Source organism: Pseudomonas sp. LBUM1661 (assembly GCF_059695925.1).
In genome coordinates this window covers 6,289,805-6,308,734 of the sequence record NZ_CP166794.1, presented here as the reverse complement: position 1 = coordinate 6,308,734, position 18,930 = coordinate 6,289,805, and the positions used below count along the sequence as shown (strand labels likewise).

General features: G+C 60.4%; 16 protein-coding genes. 6 read left to right on the top strand and 10 right to left on the bottom strand.

Going from position 1 to position 18,930, the window contains the following annotated elements:
- Window positions 1-118 precede the first annotated feature (118 nt).
- The gene (locus tag ACA057_RS29025) at window positions 119-673 is read left to right on the top strand and encodes a DUF2780 domain-containing protein (RefSeq protein ID WP_497344271.1); all 555 of its coding nucleotides are present in this window, start codon (window positions 119-121) and stop codon (window positions 671-673) included.
- 1 nt (window position 674) lies between these two features.
- Here the strand turns inward: ACA057_RS29025 and yihG are convergent, their stop codons facing one another.
- A complete protein-coding gene (yihG, locus tag ACA057_RS29020) occupies window positions 675-1,562 on the bottom strand; it encodes a 1-acylglycerol-3-phosphate O-acyltransferase, YihG family (protein ID WP_497344269.1) in 888 nt (295 codons plus the stop codon).
- A gap of 318 nt (window positions 1,563-1,880) precedes the next feature.
- On the opposite strand from yihG, the gene rloA2 reads away from it, so the two are divergent.
- The 4 genes from rloA2 to creD all read left to right on the top strand — a co-directional run bounded on the left by rloA2 (window position 1,881) and on the right by creD (window position 6,049).
- On the top strand, window positions 1,881-2,387 hold the full coding sequence (gene rloA2 / locus ACA057_RS29015) for a retropepsin-like aspartic peptidase RloA2 (RefSeq protein WP_497344267.1): 507 nt from the start codon (window positions 1,881-1,883) through the stop codon (window positions 2,385-2,387).
- A 59-nt stretch (window positions 2,388-2,446) separates the two neighbouring features.
- Window positions 2,447-3,127: a two-component system response regulator CreB gene (gene creB / locus ACA057_RS29010; protein WP_497344265.1), complete on the top strand. Its 681-nt coding sequence runs from the start codon at window positions 2,447-2,449 to the stop codon at window positions 3,125-3,127.
- Window positions 3,127-4,545, top strand: a complete 1,419-nt coding sequence (gene creC / locus ACA057_RS29005; RefSeq protein WP_497344263.1) for a two-component system sensor histidine kinase CreC — start codon at window positions 3,127-3,129, stop codon at window positions 4,543-4,545. Before creB ends, creC begins: the two co-directional genes overlap by 1 nt.
- Window positions 4,546-4,678: 133 nt before the next feature.
- On the top strand, window positions 4,679-6,049 hold the full coding sequence (gene creD / locus ACA057_RS29000; RefSeq protein ID WP_497344261.1) for a cell envelope integrity protein CreD: 1,371 nt from the start codon (window positions 4,679-4,681) through the stop codon (window positions 6,047-6,049).
- A 223-nt stretch (window positions 6,050-6,272) separates the two neighbouring features.
- On the opposite strand, the gene ACA057_RS28995 is transcribed toward creD, so the two are convergent.
- The 8 genes from ACA057_RS28995 to ACA057_RS28960 all read right to left on the bottom strand — a co-directional run bounded on the left by ACA057_RS28995 (window position 6,273) and on the right by ACA057_RS28960 (window position 15,471).
- On the bottom strand, window positions 6,273-6,902 hold the full coding sequence (locus ACA057_RS28995) for a glutathione S-transferase (protein ID WP_497344259.1): 630 nt from the start codon (window positions 6,900-6,902) through the stop codon (window positions 6,273-6,275).
- A 192-nt stretch (window positions 6,903-7,094) separates the two neighbouring features.
- Window positions 7,095-7,274: a hypothetical protein gene (locus ACA057_RS28990; protein ID WP_497344257.1), complete on the bottom strand. Its 180-nt coding sequence runs from the start codon at window positions 7,272-7,274 to the stop codon at window positions 7,095-7,097.
- The gene (locus ACA057_RS28985; RefSeq protein WP_497344255.1) at window positions 7,271-8,401 is read right to left on the bottom strand and encodes a PepSY-associated TM helix domain-containing protein; all 1,131 of its coding nucleotides are present in this window, start codon (window positions 8,399-8,401) and stop codon (window positions 7,271-7,273) included. The genes ACA057_RS28990 and ACA057_RS28985 overlap by 4 nt, the downstream gene beginning before the upstream one ends.
- A gap of 72 nt (window positions 8,402-8,473) precedes the next feature.
- Window positions 8,474-10,903, bottom strand: coding sequence for a TonB-dependent siderophore receptor (locus ACA057_RS28980; protein ID WP_497344253.1), 2,430 nt, complete (start codon window positions 10,901-10,903; stop codon window positions 8,474-8,476).
- Between the two features lie 214 nt (window positions 10,904-11,117).
- A complete protein-coding gene (locus ACA057_RS28975) occupies window positions 11,118-12,092 on the bottom strand; it encodes a FecR domain-containing protein (RefSeq protein WP_497344251.1) in 975 nt (324 codons plus the stop codon).
- On the bottom strand, window positions 12,089-12,607 hold the full coding sequence (locus ACA057_RS28970) for an RNA polymerase sigma factor (RefSeq protein ID WP_497344249.1): 519 nt from the start codon (window positions 12,605-12,607) through the stop codon (window positions 12,089-12,091). Before ACA057_RS28970 ends, ACA057_RS28975 begins: the two co-directional genes overlap by 4 nt.
- 219 nt (window positions 12,608-12,826) lie before the next feature.
- A complete protein-coding gene (locus ACA057_RS28965) occupies window positions 12,827-13,534 on the bottom strand; it encodes a 3'-5' exonuclease (protein ID WP_497344247.1) in 708 nt (235 codons plus the stop codon).
- The gene (locus ACA057_RS28960) at window positions 13,531-15,471 is read right to left on the bottom strand and encodes a putative nucleotidyltransferase substrate binding domain-containing protein (protein ID WP_497344245.1); all 1,941 of its coding nucleotides are present in this window, start codon (window positions 15,469-15,471) and stop codon (window positions 13,531-13,533) included. Before ACA057_RS28960 ends, ACA057_RS28965 begins: the two co-directional genes overlap by 4 nt.
- A gap of 251 nt (window positions 15,472-15,722) precedes the next feature.
- Here ACA057_RS28960 and ACA057_RS28955 point away from each other — a divergent pair, with 251 nt between their 5' ends.
- A complete protein-coding gene (locus ACA057_RS28955) occupies window positions 15,723-16,169 on the top strand; it encodes a response regulator (protein ID WP_497344243.1) in 447 nt (148 codons plus the stop codon).
- Window positions 16,170-16,238: 69 nt separating this feature from the next.
- On the opposite strand, the gene ACA057_RS28950 is transcribed toward ACA057_RS28955, so the two are convergent.
- Window positions 16,239-18,416 (bottom strand): malate synthase G, encoded by a 2,178-nt coding sequence (locus ACA057_RS28950; RefSeq protein WP_497344241.1) that lies wholly within the window; start codon window positions 18,414-18,416, stop codon window positions 16,239-16,241.
- Window positions 18,417-18,930: the final 514 nt, after the last annotated feature.

The window sequence follows — 18,930 nt, the reverse complement described above, 5'->3', positions numbered from 1 at the left end:
CATCGCGAGCAAGCTCGCTCCTACAGACGGGTGGGAACAATGTGGGGGGTTACCAGTCCAACACACAGTTTTTCGCCGCCCATGGGTGGGCGGTATTGGCCTTAAAGAGGTTGTCCCGATGAAGATTTCACGCGGTTTTGCACTGGCTTCGCTGATGAGTCTGGCCGCCAGTCCGGTCTTTGCTCAGTTCAGCCTGAACGATGCGGCCAATGCCATCTCCGGCATGCAGGGCGATAACGCCGCCGCAGCGGCCGCGCCGACCTCGCAGACGGCCGGTCTGCTGAGTGCGCTGAGCCAATTGAACGTGACGCCGCAACAAGCCGTTGGCGGCACTGGCGCGATGCTGGGGTTGGCGAAGAATCAGTTGAGTTCGACCGACTACTCGGAACTGGCCAAAAGCGTACCGGGGATCGACACGTTGTCGGGCGGCGGTGAGCTGGGCGCTCTCGCCGGCTTGCTCGGCTCGTCCGGTAAGTCCGCTGGTCTGGAAAACGCCTTGGGCACCGTGAAGAACGCCAACGACCTGAACAATGCCTTCAGCGCGCTGGGCATGGACAGCGGCATGGTCGGTCAGTTTGCCCCGGTGATTCTGCAATACCTCGGCCAGCAGGGCGTCGGCGGTTCGCTGCTGGAAAGCCTGGGCGGGATCTGGGGCGCCGGCACCGGTAGTTGATTCAGCGGCGCTCGGCGCGCAAGGCGTCGATGCGCTGGTCCTTTTCGATCCAGAGCCGGTTGACCCAGTTCTGGACGGTTTCGCGAAACACCGGATCGTTCTCGTAATCGCCCTGCCACAGCGCCGGGTCGAGCTCGCGGGTCTTGATGTCGATGATGATCCTCGGCACGTTGCCGCTGAGCAAATCCCAGAACCCCGGAATTTTCTGCTGCGGATACACCACCGTCACATCGAGAATGGCATCGAGCTGTTCGCCCATCGCCGCCAGCACGAACGCCACACCACCGGCCTTGGGCTTGAGCAGGTGGGTGAAGGGTGACTGCTGCTGAACGCTTTTCGCCGCCGTGAACCGCGTGCCTTCCAGGTAATTGACCACCGTCACCGGCTGACGCTTGTACAGTTCGCAGGCTTCTTTGGTGATCTCCAGATCCTTGCCGGCGAGCTCCGGGTTTTTTGCCAGGAACGCCTTGGTGTAGCGCTTCATGAACGGGTAATCCAGCGCCCACCACGCCAGGCCCAGGAACGGCACCCAGATCAGTTCTTTCTTGAGGAAGAATTTGAAAAACGGCGTGCGTCGGTTCAGCGTCTGGATCAGCGCCGGGATGTCGACCCAGGACTGGTGGTTGCTGATGACCAGGTAAGAGGTGTCGCGGCGCAGGTCGTCGCCGCCACGAATGTCCCATTGGGTGGGAATGCACAGGCGGAAAATCAGCTTGTCGATTTCGGCCCAGGTCTCGGCGATCCACATCACCGCCCACGAGGCATCATCGCGAAAACGTCCGGGCAGGACCAGTTTGAGCAGGGCAAACAGCATCAGCGGCCCGAACAGGACCAAGGTGTTGAGCAACAGCAGCAGGGTGACGAAACAGCCGGTGAGCAGGCGGCGCATAAGGAACTCTTGAAAGCGTTTGGGCGCGCAATGATAAGCAGCTTCGGGCGGCAGGCCAAATCGACGGTGACGAATGTTTCACTTTGACATGGGTATGCTGGGCCGAGATTAATCAAATGAAATGGCTGTGGTGCCGGTGCTGGCCCCTTCGCGAGCAAGCCCGCTCCCACATTGGAATTCCCGTGAACCCAGAGTTTGTGTACGACAGAGATCAAATGTGGGGCTTGCTCGCGAAGCGACCTGAAGAACGAACGAATTCCCCCATGGCGGTCTAAAATCCCGCGATCGACGCCCTAATTCCCCAAGGAAGCCCAATACGTGAAATCCCTCCTTGCACTGCTTTCCCTTGTGGCTCTGCCGGTCCTGGCCGCTGAGCCGACCCTGTACGGGCGCTACGAATACATTGCGTTGCCGGAAATCGGCGGCGAAGTCCTCAAGGCCAAAATGGACACCGGCGCCCTGACCGCGTCGCTGTCGGCCAAAGACATCGAAACCTTCACCCGCGACGGCGACGAGTGGGTACGCTTCCGCCTCGCCACCAAGGACGCCAGCAACAAAGTCTACGAACACAAGGTCGCGCGGATCAGCAAGATCAAGACCCGCTCCGAAGAAGACGAAGATGATGACGAAAAGATCGCACCCACCAAGCGCCCGGTGGTCGATCTGGAACTGTGCCTGGGCAACGTCAAGCGCACGGTGGAGGTCAACCTGACTGACCGCAGCAGCTTCAACTATCCGTTGCTGATTGGTGCAAAAGCCTTGCGTGAATTCGGCGCGGCGGTGAACCCGGCTCGGCGGTTTACGGCCGACAAACCCGACTGCTGATTGACGGGGTGTGAGGCTTGAGTCACCGTTCGCCCACCCAACTTCCGGGCCCGGACGCCATGCCTCATATCCTGATAGTCGAAGACGAAGCGGCGATTGCCGATACCCTGATTTTCGCCTTGCAGGGCGAGGGCTTTACCACCACGTGGCTGAGCCTTGGCGCGGCGGCGCTTGAGCATCAGCGGCAGACGCCGGCCGATTTGATCATTCTCGATATCGGCTTGCCGGACATCAGCGGCTTCGAAACCTGTAAGCAATTGCGCCGTTTCAGCGAAGTGCCGGTGATTTTTCTCAGTGCCCGGGATGCGGAAATCGACCGGGTGGTGGGGCTGGAAATCGGCGCTGACGACTACGTGGTCAAGCCGTTCAGCCCTCGGGAAGTGGCGGCGCGGGTCCGGGCGATTCTCAAGCGCATGGTGCCGCGCGCGGTGGCTGACACTTCACCGACGCTGTTTCGTATCGACAGTGAGCGGGTGCAGATCAGCTATCGCAATCAGCCGTTGAGCCTGACCCGCCACGAATTCCGCCTGCTGCAATGCCTGCTGGAACAACCCGAACGCGTTTTCAGCCGCGAGCAATTGCTCGATGCGCTGGGCGTTGCCGCGGACGCGGGGTACGAGCGCAGCATCGACAGCCACATCAAGAGCGTGCGCGCCAAACTGCGCCAGGTGAAGGCTGACGCCGAGCCGATCCAGACCCATCGCGGCCTCGGTTACAGCTACAACCCGGGGCACAGCTGATGCCGCTGGGGATCCGGATTTTCCTGGTCTACGTGCTGTTTATCGGCCTGACCGGTTACTTCGTGCTCAATACCGTGATGGAAGAAATCCGCCCTGGCGTGCGCCAGTCCACCGAAGAGACGCTGGTCGATACCGCTAACCTGATGGCCGAGATCCTGCGCGATGATTTCAAGGCTGGCAGCCTCAACCAGAACCGCTGGCCCGAGCTGCTCAAGGCCTACGGTGAACGGCAACCGGCGGCGAATATCTGGGGCTTGCCGAAGAACCAGGTCAACCACCGGATTTATGTCACCGACGCCAAGGGCATCGTCGTGCTGGATTCCAGCGGTGTGGCGGTGGGCCAGGATTACTCGCGCTGGAACGACGTTTACCTGACGTTGCGCGGTGAATACGGCGCCCGCTCCAGCCGCAGCAATCCGGATGATCCGAACTCCTCGGTGATGCACGTCGGTGCGCCGATTCGCGACAACGGCCAGATCATCGGCGTGGTCACTGTGGCCAAACCCAACAGCTCATTGCAGCCTTACGTGGACCGCACCGAACGACGCTTGCTGGCCTATGGCGCCGGGTTGATGGGGCTGGGTTTGCTGTTCGGTGCGCTGTTGTCCTGGTGGTTGAGCCGGGCGCTACGGCGATTGACTGCCTATGCCCAAGCGGTGAGTGAAGGCCGTCGGGTCGAGGTCCCGCATTATCGCGGCGGTGAACTGGAGCAACTGGCGACGGCGGTGGAGCAGATGCGCACGCAGCTTGAAGGCAAGGCTTACGTCGAGCGCTATGTGCACACCCTGACCCACGAATTGAAGAGCCCGCTGGCGGCGATTCGCGGTGCGGCGGAATTGCTCCAGGGTGAAATGCCATTGGTTCAGCGGCAGCGTTTCGTCAGCAACATCGACAGCGAAAGTGCGCGGATGCAGCAGTTGATCGAGCGGTTGTTGAACCTGGCGCAGGTTGAGCAGCGGCAAGGGTTGGAGGAACGGGTGGCGGTGCCGCTGGCTGCATTGGTGGACGAATTGTTGAGTGCTCAAGCGGCGCGGATTGAAGGCAAACAGTTGCGGATTGAACAGCGGATTGCGCCGGAATTGAACCTGCTTGGCGAGCCATTTTTGTTGCGTCAGGCACTGGGTAATCTGCTGGAAAATGCATTGGACTTCACTCCCGCTGAAGGCGTGCTGCGATTCAGCGCCGCCAGGGTCGGGGAGCACATCGAGTTCCGGCTGTTCAACCAGGCAGAGGCGATTCCCGACTATGCGTTGCCACGGTTGAGTGAGCGTTTCTACTCGCTGCCCAGGCCGGACAGCGGGCGGAAAAGTACAGGGCTGGGCCTTAATTTTGTCGAGGAAGTGGTTAAGTTGCATGGCGGAGTGATGAGCATCGGTAACGTCGAAGGCGGGGTGGAAGTCGTATTGCGCCTGGCTTAAGACCGAGTGCGGCAATCGCGAGCAGGCTCGCTCCCACAGGGGCCGGCACAGTCTCCACACACTCTGCACATTCCCCCCATAAATCCCTCACACAGCCATCCCAGACTTTCCCCATCCAAACAGGGAGAGTCCCATGAACCGCAGCCTGACCCTAAAACTCGGGGCGATTGCCCTTTTGATTCTGTTGTTGCTGATCCCGCTCTTGATGATCAACGGCATCATCCAGGACCGCCAGCAACTGCGTGACGGTGTGCTCGAAGACATCGCCCGCAGTTCCAGTTACAGCCAACAACTGAGCGGGCCGCTGATGGTGGTGCCGTATCGCAAAGTCGTGCGCACCTGGAAGACCAACGAAAAAACCAATGCGCGTTATCAGGACGTCGGCGAAGAACGTGGCCGCTTGTACTTCCTGCCCGAACGCTTCGAACTCGATGGCCAGATCCAGACCGAGCTGCGTTCCCGGGGCATTTATCAGGCGCGGCTGTTCCACGCCGACAACCGCATCAGCGGGCATTTTTCGCTGCCGGCGCAATTGGGCATCAAGGAAGATTTCGCCGATTACCAGTTCGACCAGCCGTTCCTCGCTGTCGGCATCAGCGACATTCGTGGCATCGAGAACGCGCTGAAACTCGAACTCAACGGCCAGCGCCTGGACTTCGTTCCCGGCAGCCAAGTGGGTTGGCTGGGTGAGGGCGTACACGTGACGCTGCCGGCCCTGGATGTGAAGCAATCCACGGAACTGGCTTTCGGTTTCGACCTGCGCCTGCAAGGCACCGGCCAGTTGCAGATTCTGCCGGTGGGCAAGACCAGCAAAGTCTTGCTGAACGCCAACTGGCCGCATCCCAGCTTCATCGGCAACTACCTGCCGGCCCAGCGCGACATCACCGATCAGGGCTTCAGCGCGAGTTGGCAGACCTCGTTTTTTTCCACCAACCTGCAAGAAGCGTTGAGCAGTTGCGTGTCCGGTGCAGGCTGCGAAGCGTTCAGCCGCCGCAGCTTCGGCGTGAGTTTCATCGACCCGGTGGACCAGTACCTGAAAAGCGACCGGGCAATCAAATACGCGCTGCTGTTCATCGTCCTGACCTTCGCCGGTTTCTTCCTCTTCGAAGTGCTCAAAAGCCTCGCCGTGCATCCGGTGCAATACGCCTTGGTCGGTGTGGCGTTGGCGTTCTTCTACCTGCTGTTGCTGTCATTGTCCGAGCACATTGGTTTCGCGTTGGCGTATCTGTTGTCCGCGAGCGGTTGTGTGTTGCTGATCGGTTTTTATGTCTGCCATGTGCTGCGCAGCGTGCGTCACGGCTTGAGTTTCTCGGCGGGGTTGGCGGCGTTGTATGGCTTGCTCTATGGATTGTTGAGTGCCGAGGATTACGCGCTGTTGATGGGCTCGTTGCTGCTGTTCGGGTTGCTGGGCGTGTTTATGGTGCTGACCCGCAAGCTGGACTGGTACGGGCTTGGGCAGAAAGCGGCCAAGCCACTGGCGTTTGATATCGGGGCGGTGGAATGAGCCGGTCGTTGGGGTTGCGCGAGGATCAGCGGGAGGGTGAGGTGTTGGCGACGCTGATTTTCGGGTTGTTTCCGGTTGATCCGGTGAGGTGCCTTCGCGAGCAAGTCGAATCGTCGCACCGCCGCTCCCACAATGGATCTCCTGTGAGCACAAGGTTTGCACACCATAGATCAAATGTGGGAGCGGGCTTGCCCGCGAAGAGGCCGGGAGAGTCAGCGAAAATTTAGACCTTTGGCATCGTCGCCAACATCGACGGCCGCTGACTCACCTCGAAATACCAGGCCGCCAATTGCGGATTTGCCTCGCGCCATTCCAGATCCGGGTGGCGCAAATCCAGGTAACCCAACGCACAGGCCACACTGATTGCCGCCACATCGAAATGGCTGGTCAGCTCGGCAATCGCGTCTTTTTCCAGCAGTGCCAGGGCACGGCGGATCTTGTCGCGCTGGCCGTCGAGCCACTCGTCCCAGTGTTTTTCCGGGGCGCGCAGGGCGACTTCGTAGCGGGTCAGCACTGCCGCGTCCATGATCCCGTCGGCCATTGAGGCCAGGGTCATACGGCGCCAGCGAGCCGAGCCTTCACGTGGGATCAGTGGGTTGCCGACGTGCTGGTGGTCGAGGTAGTCGAGGATCACCCGGCTGTCGTGGATGACGTTGCCATCGGCCAGGCGCAGGGCGGGTATCTTGCTCAGCGGGTTGTCGTCGATCAGGCTCAGGTCGGGGTCGACCGGTGTCAACACGCAGTTTTGCAGGGCCACGCGGTCTTGCTGACCGGTTTCGTGCAGCAGCACCATGACTTTGCGAACGAAGGGTGAGAGCGGGTTGTGGTAAAGGGTCATGCTCGGGGCGGACATGGCAACGTCTCGGTCGGTGGCGGTGTCGGCAGCATAGCGCGTTGATGCGCTAGCTCAAGCGCGAGTTGAGGGCTAAACAGAGATCGAATGTGGGAGCGAGCCTGCTCGCGATGGCGGTGTGTCAGGCGAGGTCGATGGCGACTGCTGCGCCGCCTTCGCGAGCAGGCTCGCTCCCACAGGTTTCTTTGCCGGTCAGTGGCGTTGCAGCAGGCCGCGTAGCGCGAGGGTGGCGGGGACGCCCAGGCCGAGCCAGCTCAAGGCATCCCACACGCCATCGCCCAGCAACGCGGCGAACAACCCCGCAGCGCTGAGCAGGGCGATGACGGTGGGGGTGGCGAAGACTTTCCAGAAGTTCGACTGCCGCGGTCTCATGCCGGAATCTCCGCTTTTTCGAGCACGGGCTTCAAGGCTTTGCGCCGCACGATCCACAGATAAACCCCGCTGCCAAGCACGATGATGGTCAGCACATCCAGGGTCGCCCAGAGGATTTTCATCGGCATGCCGCCGTAATCACCGAAGTGCAACGGCTGCGACATGCCCATGGCGTCCATGTACCACGGGCGCTCGGCCACGGCGGTGACTTGCAGGGTGCTGGCGTCGATCAACACCGGTGTCAGCAGGTGCGACGTCAGGTGGGTGCTGCCTTTCATGAACACCGCGTAGTGGTGCTCACTGGAAAAACGCGTACCGGGAAAGGCGATGAAGTCGGGCTGCATGCCCGGTGCGACTTCCTTGGCGATGTCGAGCAAACGGGTCGGAGGCGCCCGTTGCGTCAGCGGTGGCGCGTCGCCATACGGCGCGATCATCACGCTCAAACTGTCGTTGCGCCACGCCGCGATCAGCAGGTCGGCACAGGCACTGATGACACCGGTCACGCCGACCACCAGCGCCCAGGTCAGGGTCACCACGCCAATCAGATTATGCAGGTCGAGCCAGCGCAGGCGGGTGGATTTGTCCTGGCGCACGGTGGCGAATTTCAAACGCCGCATGAACGGCAAGTACAGCACCGTCCCGGAAATGATCGCCGCGACAAACATCAACCCCATGAACGCCAGCAGCAATTTGCCTGGCAGACCGGCGAACATGTCCACGTGCAGGCGCAGCATGACCATCATGAAACCGCCGTTGGCCGACGGCATCTCCAGCGCTTCGCCGGTACGTGCATCCAGCATGAAGGTGTGGGACGAATTCGGTTCGGTGCCGGCGGTGGCCGCCATGATGGTGATCGCGGCGTTGGGCTCGTCTTCGTCGAAACCGAAATACTGCATGACTTCGCCGGGACGATGTTTTTCAGCCGCCTGCACCAATTGCTGCAAATTCAGCTGCGGGGTGTCCGCCGGCATCGGCTTCAACTCGGCGGCATCGCCCAGCAGATGGTCGATCTCGTGGTGGAAGATCAACGGCAGGCCGGTCAGTGCCAGCATCAGCAGGAACACCGTGCAGATCAGGCTGGTCCAGGTATGGATAAGGGACCAGCGGCGAATTGTTTTACTTTTCATTTCCAGACCTTCAGAAATACCAAAGCCGTCCTTGAAGGACGGCCTGGGTATTGGGTGTGTCAGATCAAGCGATTACCACTTGTACGTGGCACTGGCGACGACACTGCGTTGGTCGCCGTAGTAGCAATAGAAGCTGTCGCAGGTGGAGATGTAATCCTTGTCGAACAGGTTGGTCGCGTTCAGTGCCAGGGAGGCGCCTTTGAGGCTGTTGTCCAGGCGGCCGAGGTCGTAATGGACTGCCGCGTCGAACACCGTGTAGGCGTTCGCCTTGCCGAGAAAGGTGTTGCCCTGGTCGCCGTAAGTGTTGCCGGTGTAACGCGCGCCGGCACCGATGCCGAAACCGTCGAGCACGCCGTTGTGCCAGGTGTAATCCGTCCACAGCGACGCCTGTTGGTTAGGCATCAGTTGCAAGCGGTTGCCTTTGAAGTCGCCTTTTTGCACTTCGGACTTGGCCAAGGTGTAAGCGGCGATGACCTTGAGGTTCTCGGTCACGTCGGAAACCGCTTCCAGTTCCAGGCCTTTGACTTTCACTTCACCGGTCTGGCTGGTGATCGAAACGTTGTCCGAGTTGGTGGTAGTGACGGAGACGTTTTTCTGCGTCAGGTTGTAAACCGCAGCGCTCAGCAGCGTGTTGCTGCCGGGCGGTTGGTACTTGATGCCCAATTCCCACTGTTTGCCTTCCGTCGGCTTGATCGAATCGGTCGGCGAAGCCGTGGCATTGCTGGTGGGCTGGAACGACTCGGCGTACGACAGGTACGGCACGATGCCGTTGTCGAACACATAGCTGATGGCCGCGTTGCCGCTGAAGTTCTTGTCCCGTTCAGTGTTGGTGGCGTCGCCCTTGTTGAAGAACTTGGTACCGGTGTGGACCCAATCCTCACGGCCACCCAAGGTCAGGCGCCATTGGTCGAGGGCCATCTGGTCCTGGATGTACAGTCCGGTCTGGTAGGTCTTCTGGTCGTAGTCATAGAACGCATCGGAGCGTGGCGGACGAACGATCGGCTGGCCATAAATCGGATTGTTGACGTTGGTGGTCAGGCCGTCGCCAAAGATCGAGGTGTAGTTGGTGTTGCTGCGCTGGTGATCGAGGCCGATCAACAGGGTGTGATGGATGTCGCCGGTGGCAAAATCGCCCTGGAAGTTGTTGTCCACGGCGAATTGGCTGATGTCTTCGTCAACACTGGTGCTCGAACGACCGACGTTGCCCTCGGCATCGACCTGAGTGAACGGATAGGCGCCCGGTGTGAGGCCCTGAAACGACAGGTCTGACTTGGTATAGCGCAGGTTCTGCTTGAACTGCCAGACATCGTTGAGACGATGTTCGAAGGCGTAGCCCAGCGCGTAGTAGGTGCGATCGTAGTATTCCCAGTCCGGGTCGCCCAGGTTCTTGTGGTGGGAGATCTTGCCGAGCGGCGAATGGATCCGGGTGCCTTGCACCGGCAGGAACTGGCTGGTGATGCCGGTATCGTCGCGGGTGAACTGGGTGAGCAGGGTGAACCTGGTGTCTTCGTCGATGTTCCAGGTCAGGCTCGGCGCGATGTTGTAGCGCTTGTTGTCGACGTGGTCGATCTGCGTGCCACTGTCGCGCACCACACCGCTGAGGCTGTAGAGGAACTGGCCTTCATCGTCGATCTTGCCAGTGCTGGCGAAGTTGATCTGGCGGTGATTGTCGCTGCCGTATTGCAGCTGGATTTCGTTGCTGGATTCGGCCGTCGGGCGGCGGCTGACCATGTCCAGCAGACCGCCCGGCGGGGTCTGGCCGTAAATCGAGGACGCCGGGCCGCGCAGCAGGGCGAGGCGGTCAAGGTTCCAGGTTTCCTGTTTCGGGTTGGCGTACACGCCTTTAGGGAGAGGCAGGCCATCGAGGAACTGGGTCGGTTCGAAGCCACGCACGCGCAACCAATCGGCGCGGGTGTCGCTGCCGTAGCTGCTGGCAGTGATGCCGGGCATATAGCGCACGGCGTCGTCGAGGCTGTGCACGTTGCGATCATCCATCTGCTCGCGCGTGGCGACGGAGATCGAACGCGGGACTTCGACCAGTGCGGTGTCGGTCTTGGTGCCAGCGGCGGTGCGCTTGGCCAAATAACCTTCCACCGGGCCCCAGGCGCTTTCGGTGTTTTCGACGCCGATCACGCTGGTTACCGGCAGGGCCATCACACCCTCGGGCACGGCCACCAGGCTGAAGGTGCCGGCGCTGCTTTGTTCCAGTTGCAGACCTGTGCCGCGCAAGGCTTCGCGCAGGGCGCCGGCAGCATCGAACTGGCCGTTGACCGGGGCCGAGGTTTTGCCCGCTGCCAGCGCCGGATTCAGCGACAACGCCATGCCGGCCTGGCTGGCGATCTGGTTCAAGGTGCTGGCCAATGGCGCAGCCGGCAAGTTGTAGGCGCGAACGCTGGACGCCTGTTCAGCGGCCATCAGCTGACTGCTGGCCAGAGGGGCGCAAAGGGCAATGGCAACCGCCAGCAAACTGGGGCGCAACAAGGTGTCTAGCGAGCGGGACATAGAGCGGCTCCTGAATGGAAATATTTCTCAATTGCCTAGGTGCCGGACGAGAATTCAAAAGTGATAGGGCTGGATGAAAATAATTTCGATTCAGTAATTGCGCTGGGGCTGATGCCGCCATCGCGGGCAAGCCCGCTCCCACAGGTTTTGTGAACGACATAAGACCTGTGGGAGCGGGCTTGCCCGCGATGGCATCGGCCCAGACACAGAAATATCAGGGCTTGACCTCTGTCTTCGCCGTCACCGTCACCCACCATTGCGTATGCTGTTCAATCTGCACCGGCAGCGTCGGCAACAGTGCGCTCAGCGCCTTGTCGGTGTCATGCAACGGGAAGCTGCCGGTGATCCGCAGGTCGGCAATCTCCGGTGCAACCCCCAGATGCCCGCGACGATAGCGGCCAAGTTCATGCACCAGGTCTTCCAGCCGCGCGTTGTCCACCACCAACATGCCGCGAGTCCAGGCATCGGCGCCTGGGTTGAGCGCGATGATCGGCCCGAGACCGTTGCTGCGCAGCAACACTTGCTGGCCCTCGCGCAGAATCTGTTCCTCCGGGCTCGACTCGGGGTGAGCGGCCACGGCGGATTGCAACACGCTCAGGCGCGTCCCTTCTTCTTCGCGCTTGACCAGGAACCGCGTGCCCAGCGCGCGCATGCTGCCTTCGCGGGTTTCGACGATAAATGGCCGGGCATCGCCATGGCCGGTTTCGACGAGAATTTCCCCTTCCTGAAGAATGATCAGCCGCTGCTTCTCATCGAAACGCACGTCCACCGCACTGTGGGTGTTGAGGTTGACCAGTGTCCCATCGCTCAGACGCAGGGTGCGTTGCTCGCCGGTGGCGGTGCGCTGATCGGCCAGCCAATAGTCGATTGGCAGGTAACGATCACCGGCGAACAGCGCCAGGCCGATCACCGCGACAATACTGGCCACGCCGCTGCCGAGTTTGCGCACCCGCCGGCGGATGCTTTCACGCGATTGCAGCAACGCCGTGCGGGCCGGGCCGCTGGCGACGCTGAAACGCTGGTCGAGCATGCCCAACTGACGCCAGGCGCGGGCATGTTCTTCGTGGGCAGCGTGCCATTTGGCGAACTCTTCGCGTTCCACCGGGTTGCCGGAATCCAGGGACAATTGCCAGGCAATCGCCGCATCCAGCACCTGCGCCGAGACCGGCCTGGAACTGACCGGGTTCATACCGGCTCACCGTACAGCGCGATGTAGCACTGACGAATGCCTTGCGCCAGGTACTGACGCACTCGCGGCACCGATACACCCAGGCGCTGGGCGATTTCCGCGTGGCCGAGGCCGTCGAGACGGTTGTAGAGAAACGCTGCCCGGGCCTTGCTCGAGAGCTTGCCGAGCAGGCGGTCGATGGCCTTGAGGTCTTCGAGGATCATTTGTTGCTCTTCCACCGACGGTTGCTCGCCGGCGGGGATCAGCATCAATTCGGTGAGGTAGGCCTGTTCCAGTGCGGCGCGGCGGAAATAGTCGAACAGCAAGCCTTTGGCAATCGCCACCAGAAACGCCCGTGGTTCGCGAGGCGCCTTCAGTTCATCACGGCCCAGCAAACGCACGAAGGTGTCCTGGCTCAGGTCTTCGGCCCGTTGCGGACAGGCGACATTGCGTCGCAGCCAGGCCAATAGCCAACCGCGATGGTCGCGATATAGCGTACCGACGAGCTCACTGTGGGGGCTTTGGACTGACGACACGCAGCATCACCGATTGGGAAGTGTTAACTAACGAGAATTGTTCGCGATTGTGGCAGAGGCGGGGGAGGTAAGCAATTAACGCTGGTCGGGTGGATTTAACGGTGTGTATTCAATTGGATCGCGTCATCGTTCTTCGCGGGCAAGCCTCGCTCCCACAGGATTTGCGGTACCTGTGGGAGCGGGCTTGCCCGCGAAGGCGTCAGAACAGGCGACGAAGATTTAGAAGGAATGCGTATGCTGCCGCCGTTTCCACTGGTTCAAGCGCTGTTGCAGATTCAACGGGGTATGAATCTGCTGCTGTCGCGCCCGGCTGAACAAGATCAGCGCCAGTTCGGCAGTGGCCAACGCGTCGGCACTGGCGTTGTGACGCTCGAAGACTTCCAGCTTGAACCAATCGATCCACTGATCCAGCCCCGCCTCGCGAATGTGCGCCTGCGGGCAAAGCATCGGTGCAATATCCGCCACATCCAGGAATGGATGCTGCAACTTGTAGCCCAGGTGATCTTTCAGTGCGCGCCCGAGCATGTGCTGATCGAACGGCGCATGAAACGCCAACACCGGACTGTCGCCCACGAACTCCATGAATTCGAGCAGCGCCTCAGCCGGATCGCTGCCAGCCGCAATCGCACTCGGGCCCAACCCGTGGATCAGCACGCTGGGGCCGAGTTTGAGTTCAGTGCATTGCAAGGTGCGTTCGAACTGCTGGCTGAAGTCGATCGCCCCGTCCTCGATCACCACCGCACCGATGGACAGCACCCGATCTTTGTTCATGTTCAGCCCGGTGGTTTCCAGGTCGAGCACCACCCAGCGTTGTTCACGCAGGCTGCACTCGCCCAACTCGGCACCCGCCGGCAAGTGTTGCAGACGTTGTTGCAGTTCACCGGACAGAAGCGGGCTTGCGGGGCGCAACCATGAAAACAGGCTCATAGCTGATACCGCAGGGCCAGGCTGCTTTGCAGGCGTTGCGCCTGGCGCAGGGATTCACGCAGGATCCGTCGATCAAGGTGGTTGAGGCTGTCGGGATCGACCCGGTTGGAGTAGGGCAAATTCTCCCGGGTCTGTAGCTGATGTTGCTGCATGCGGGTTTGCTGAATGAAGTGATACGCCTCTTCGTACGCTGCACCGTCCAGCCGTTCGATGACGTCTTTGTCCACCAGTTGGCGAAACCGCTCCAGCGTATTGTTCGCCTCGATCCCATGCGCCAACGCGAGCAGCCGGGCGGCGTCGACAAACGGGGTCAGGCCCTGGATTTTCAGGTCCAGAGTGGCTTTCTCACCATTTTTGCGCGCCAGCACGAACTCACGGAAACGTCCTACGGGTGGACGATTGCGCAGGGCGTTCTCGGCCATCATCCGCTGGAACAGCCGGTTGTCATTCACCTGATCGAGAATCCCCTGGCGCAGCTGATCGCAACCTTGCTCATCGCCCCAGACCACGCGCAGGTCGAAATAGATGCTCGAACCCAGCAGGTTCTCCGGCGTTGCCTCGCGGATAAACGCTGCAAAACGTCGCGCCCATTCGGCCCGAGACAAACACAGCTCGGGGTTGCCCGCCATGATGTTGCCTTTGCACAGGGTGAAGCCGCAGAGCGCCAGGCTCTGGTTGATCTGCTGGGCGATGGGCAACAGCTTGCCGCGAATTTCGGCCGCGTGGGCCGAGTCCCGGGCTTCGAACAACATGCCGTTGTCCTGATCGGTGTGCAGCGTCTGCTCGCGGCGGCCTTCGCTGCCGAAGCACAGCCAACTGAACGGCACGCCGGGGTCGCCTTTTTCGGCGAGGGTCAGTTCGATCACCCGGCACACGGTGTGATCGTTGAGCAGGGTGATGATGTGGGTGATCTGGGTCGAAGACGCACCGTGGGCCAGCATGCGCTCCACCAATTGGCCGATCTCACCGCGCAATGCCACCAGGTTGTCCACGCGCTGGGCGCTGCGGATCGTCCGCGCCAGGTGCACCAGATCGACCCGCTGCAAGGAAAACAGATCCCGTTCGGACACTACGCCGCACAGGCGATGATCTTTTACCAGGCAGACGTGGGCGATGTGCCGCTCGGTCATGGCAATCGCCGCATCGAAAGCGCTGTGGTCCGGCGACAGGAAAAATGGCGCCTGGGTCATGTGGCGCTCGATCGCTTCGTTGAAGTCGCTGGTGCCGGCGGCCACCACATGGCGCAAGTCACGCAGGGTGAAAATGCCCAGCGGAGCTTGGTGTTCATCCACCACCACGATGCTGCCGACCTGCTGCTCGTGCATCAGGGTCACGGCTTCACGCAGGGGCGTGGTCGGGCCGCACATTACCGGATGGCGCATGGCCAATTCGCCCAGACGGGTATTGAGCGAGTACTGGGTACCGAGGGTTTCCACGGCTTTTTGCTGGACTTGCTGGTTGACCTGATCCAGCAGGCTGCTGACGCCGCGTAGGGCAAAGTCGCGAAACGCGTTGGAAAGCGCGAACAGTTTGATGAACGCCAGCTTGTTCAGCTGTAGGCAAAAGGTGTCTTCGGCGGCCAGGTGTTCGGTGCGGGTCGCACGTTCACCCAGCAGCGCGGCGAGGGGGAAACACTCGCCGGTGGTGATTTCGAAGGTGGTTTCGGTCCCGCCCTTGGCGGTGTGCGGGCGTTCACCCACGACCCGACCTTGTTTGACGATGTAGAAATGCTCAACCGGGCCGTCGGCGGGTTTGATGATGCTCTCGTTGGGCGCATAAAAACGCAGCTGACATTGCTCAACCAGGTACGCCAGGTGCGCGTGTTCCATCTGATTGAAGGGCGGGAAACGCTGAAGGAATTGCAAAGTGCCCTGGATGTTCTGCAACACCGCGGTTTTTCCTGCCTGGGTGAAGGCGTCCGCTTTACTCATAACCATTACCGCAGTCTTTTTGAATTGTTGTTGTCGGATGACTCAGCCATGGTCGGCCCCTGGGCGCAGGGTGCCCATTGGACGTAAGTCTAGGTAGGCAGTACCGCTGGCGGAAGTTAGGAAATGTCTGACACAACTGTCGGAAAAACCTCTTACATTGGCTATAGGAAAAATTTCCGACGAAGTGCACATTGAAGGTCCTACTGGCGATGTCTGACGAATGAGCCAGACAGATTGAATGAAACGTAGAGTAAGCCATGTCCGACCACGATATTTTGAGTGACGCCGAGCGCGAGGCGCTAAGTGCCGTCATGCTGGAACCTGATCTGCCAGCGCAGCGGGTGCTGATCGTCGATGACGATAAAGACGCACGCGAGTTGCTGTCGGAGATTCTCGGTCTGGATGGCATTCGTTGCATGACCGCCGCCAGCGGCGAAACCGCACTCAAAATGTTGAACGAAAAACCCGCAATCGGCCTGGTGATTACCGATCTGCGAATGGGGCATGTCGATGGCCTGGACTTGATCCGTCAAGTTCGCGAGTCGGTTCGGGCCGCCATGCCGTTTATCATTGTTTCCGGCGATGCCGACGTGAAGGATGCGATCGCTGCGATGCACCTGAGCGTCGTGGACTTCCTGCTCAAACCTGTCGATACCGGCAAGCTGTTGGCGCTGGTCAAGCATGAATTGGGAATGGATGTGTAGGTTCCGATTTGAAACAAAAAAGCCCTGATCTTTCGATCAGGGCTTTTTTTGTCCGGCGTCAGCGCTCAGTTACAGGCCATTGGCAGCCTTGAACTCGCGACGACGACGGTGCAGGACCGGCTCGGTGTAGCCGTTCGGCTGTTTGGTGCCTTCAACCACCAGTTCGACCGCCGCCTGGAAGGCGATGTTGCTGTCGAAATTCGGTGCCAGCGGGCGGTACAGCGCGTCATTGGCGTTCTGGCGGTCAACCACCGGCGCCATGCGCTTGAGGCTTTCCATGACCTGATCTTCAGTGACGATACCGTGGCGCAACCAGTTGGCGATGTGCTGGCTGGAAATACGCAGCGTCGCACGGTCTTCCATCAGGCCGACGTCGTTGATGTCCGGCACTTTCGAGCAACCTACGCCCTGGTCGATCCAGCGCACCACGTAACCGAGAATGCCCTGGGCGTTGTTGTCCAGTTCGTTCTTGATCTGTTCCGTGGTCCAGCTCGGATTGACCGCCAGCGGGATGGTCAGGATGTCGTCCACCGAGGCGCGCGCACGTTTGGCCAGTTCGGCCTGACGGGCGAACACGTCGACCTTGTGGTAATGCAGCGCGTGCAGCGCAGCCGCGGTCGGCGATGGAACCCAGGCCGTGTTGGCGCCGGCCAGTGGGTGAGCGATTTTCTGTTCGAGCATCGCGGCCATCAGGTCGGGCATGGCCCACATGCCTTTACCGATCTGCGCGCGACCTTGCAGGCCGGTGCTCAAACCGATATCGACGTTCCAGTTCTCGTAGGCGCCAATCCACTTTTCAGCCTTCATGTCCGCCTTGCGCACCATCGGGCCGGCTTCCATGGAGGTATGGATTTCATCGCCCGTGCGGTCGAGGAAACCAGTGTTGATGAACACCACACGCTCGCTGGCAGCCTTGATGCAGGCCTTGAGGTTGACCGTGGTACGGCGTTCCTCGTCCATGATCCCGACTTTCAGGGTGTTGCGCGGCAGGCCCAGCACCTCTTCGATGCGACCGAACAGTTCGTTGGTGAACGCCGCTTCTTCAGGGCCGTGCATCTTCGGCTTCACGATATAGACCGAGCCGGTGCGGCTGTTCTTGCGCGAGTTGTTGCCGTTGAGGCTGTGAATCGCCGCGAGGCTGGTCACCAGACCGTCAAGGATGCCTTCCGGTACTTCGTTGCCGTCTTTGTCGAGGATCGCGTCGATGGTCATCAGGTGACCCACGTTGCGCACGAACAACAACGAACGACCGTGCAGGCTCAGTTCTTTGCCATCGACGCCGGTGTAGGTGCGGTCGGCGTTCATGGTGCGAGTAAAGGTCTGGCCACCCTTGGAGACTTCTTCCGACAGATCGCCCTTCATCAGGCCGAGCCAGTTGCGGTAGATCACCACTTTGTCATCGGCATCGACGGCGGCGACGGAGTCTTCGCAGTCCATGATGCTGGTCAGCGCGGCTTCCATCAGGATGTCTTTGACGCCGGCGGCGTCGGTCTGGCCGACCGGGGTGCTGGCGTCGACCTGGATTTCGAAGTGCAGGCCGTTGTTTTTCAGCAGGATCGCGGTCGGTGCCGCTGCATCGCCGTGGAAACCGATCAGTTGGGCATCGTTGCGCAGGCCGGTGTTGCTGCCGCCTTTAAGGGCGACCACCAGTTTGCCGTCAACGATCTTGTAGGCGGTGGAATCGACGTGAGTGCCGGCCGCCAATGGCGCCGCTTCGTCGAGGAAGGCGCGGGCGAAGGCAATCACTTTGTCGCCACGCACCTTGTTGTAGCCTTTGCCTTTTTCCGCGCCGTCGACTTCGCTGATGGCGTCGGTGCCGTACAGCGCGTCGTACAGCGAACCCCAACGGGCATTCGAGGCGTTGAGCGCGAAACGGGCGTTCATGACCGGCACCACGAGCTGCGGACCGGCCATGCGGGCGATTTCGTCATCGACGTTTTGTGTCGTTGCCTGGAAATCGGCCGCTTCTGGCAGCAGATAACCGATGTCTTGCAGGAAGGCTTTATAAGCCACGGCGTCGTGCGCCTGGCCGGCACGTGATTGGTGCCAGCCATCGATACGAGCCTGGAAATCATCGCGTTTGGCGAGTAGGGCTTTGTTCTTCGGTGCCAGGTCATGAATGACCTTGTCGGCATCGGCCCAGAACTTATCGGCGGTGAGGCCGGTACCGGGAATGGCTTCGTTGTTCACGAAGTCGAACAGGACTTTGGCGACCTGCAGGCCACCGACTTGAACGTGTTCAGTCATTGCTTGCCTCACTCTGCTCAGCTATTTCGCTTTTCAGCTCTTCAATTTAACAATGAAGCCTTTGGCATTTAAACCACAAACCCTGCGACCAGTGCATGCCATTTCTGACGGCTGGGTTGGGACCAATCAACGGCTTGGAGGCCTTGCTGACGGGGCTTTCAGGGATGCGACTGCGCCGGTAGGCAGACATCGATCCAACGTTATGTAGTGCGCGCTGCGGCATACTACATGATGAATTGCGCTTGTGAAAATTAGACTAATTACGTCGTTCTGCGACCCCATGACGCATTGCAGTCACGCCGGGGATCGGGATGTTCTCAAAAAACTATTGGATTGTTCCAGTTAAATATAAAAAGTTGTACACGATTTGTTTTTTCAGATGGCTCGGTAGCGTTCCATTCGCGAGCAGGCTCGCTCCCACAGGGACGGCGCGGAACCTGTAGGAGCGAGGCTTGCCCGCGAAGGCGTCAGACCTGCCAGCACGGAAACAACCCTTGCCTATACTTCTCTTTCA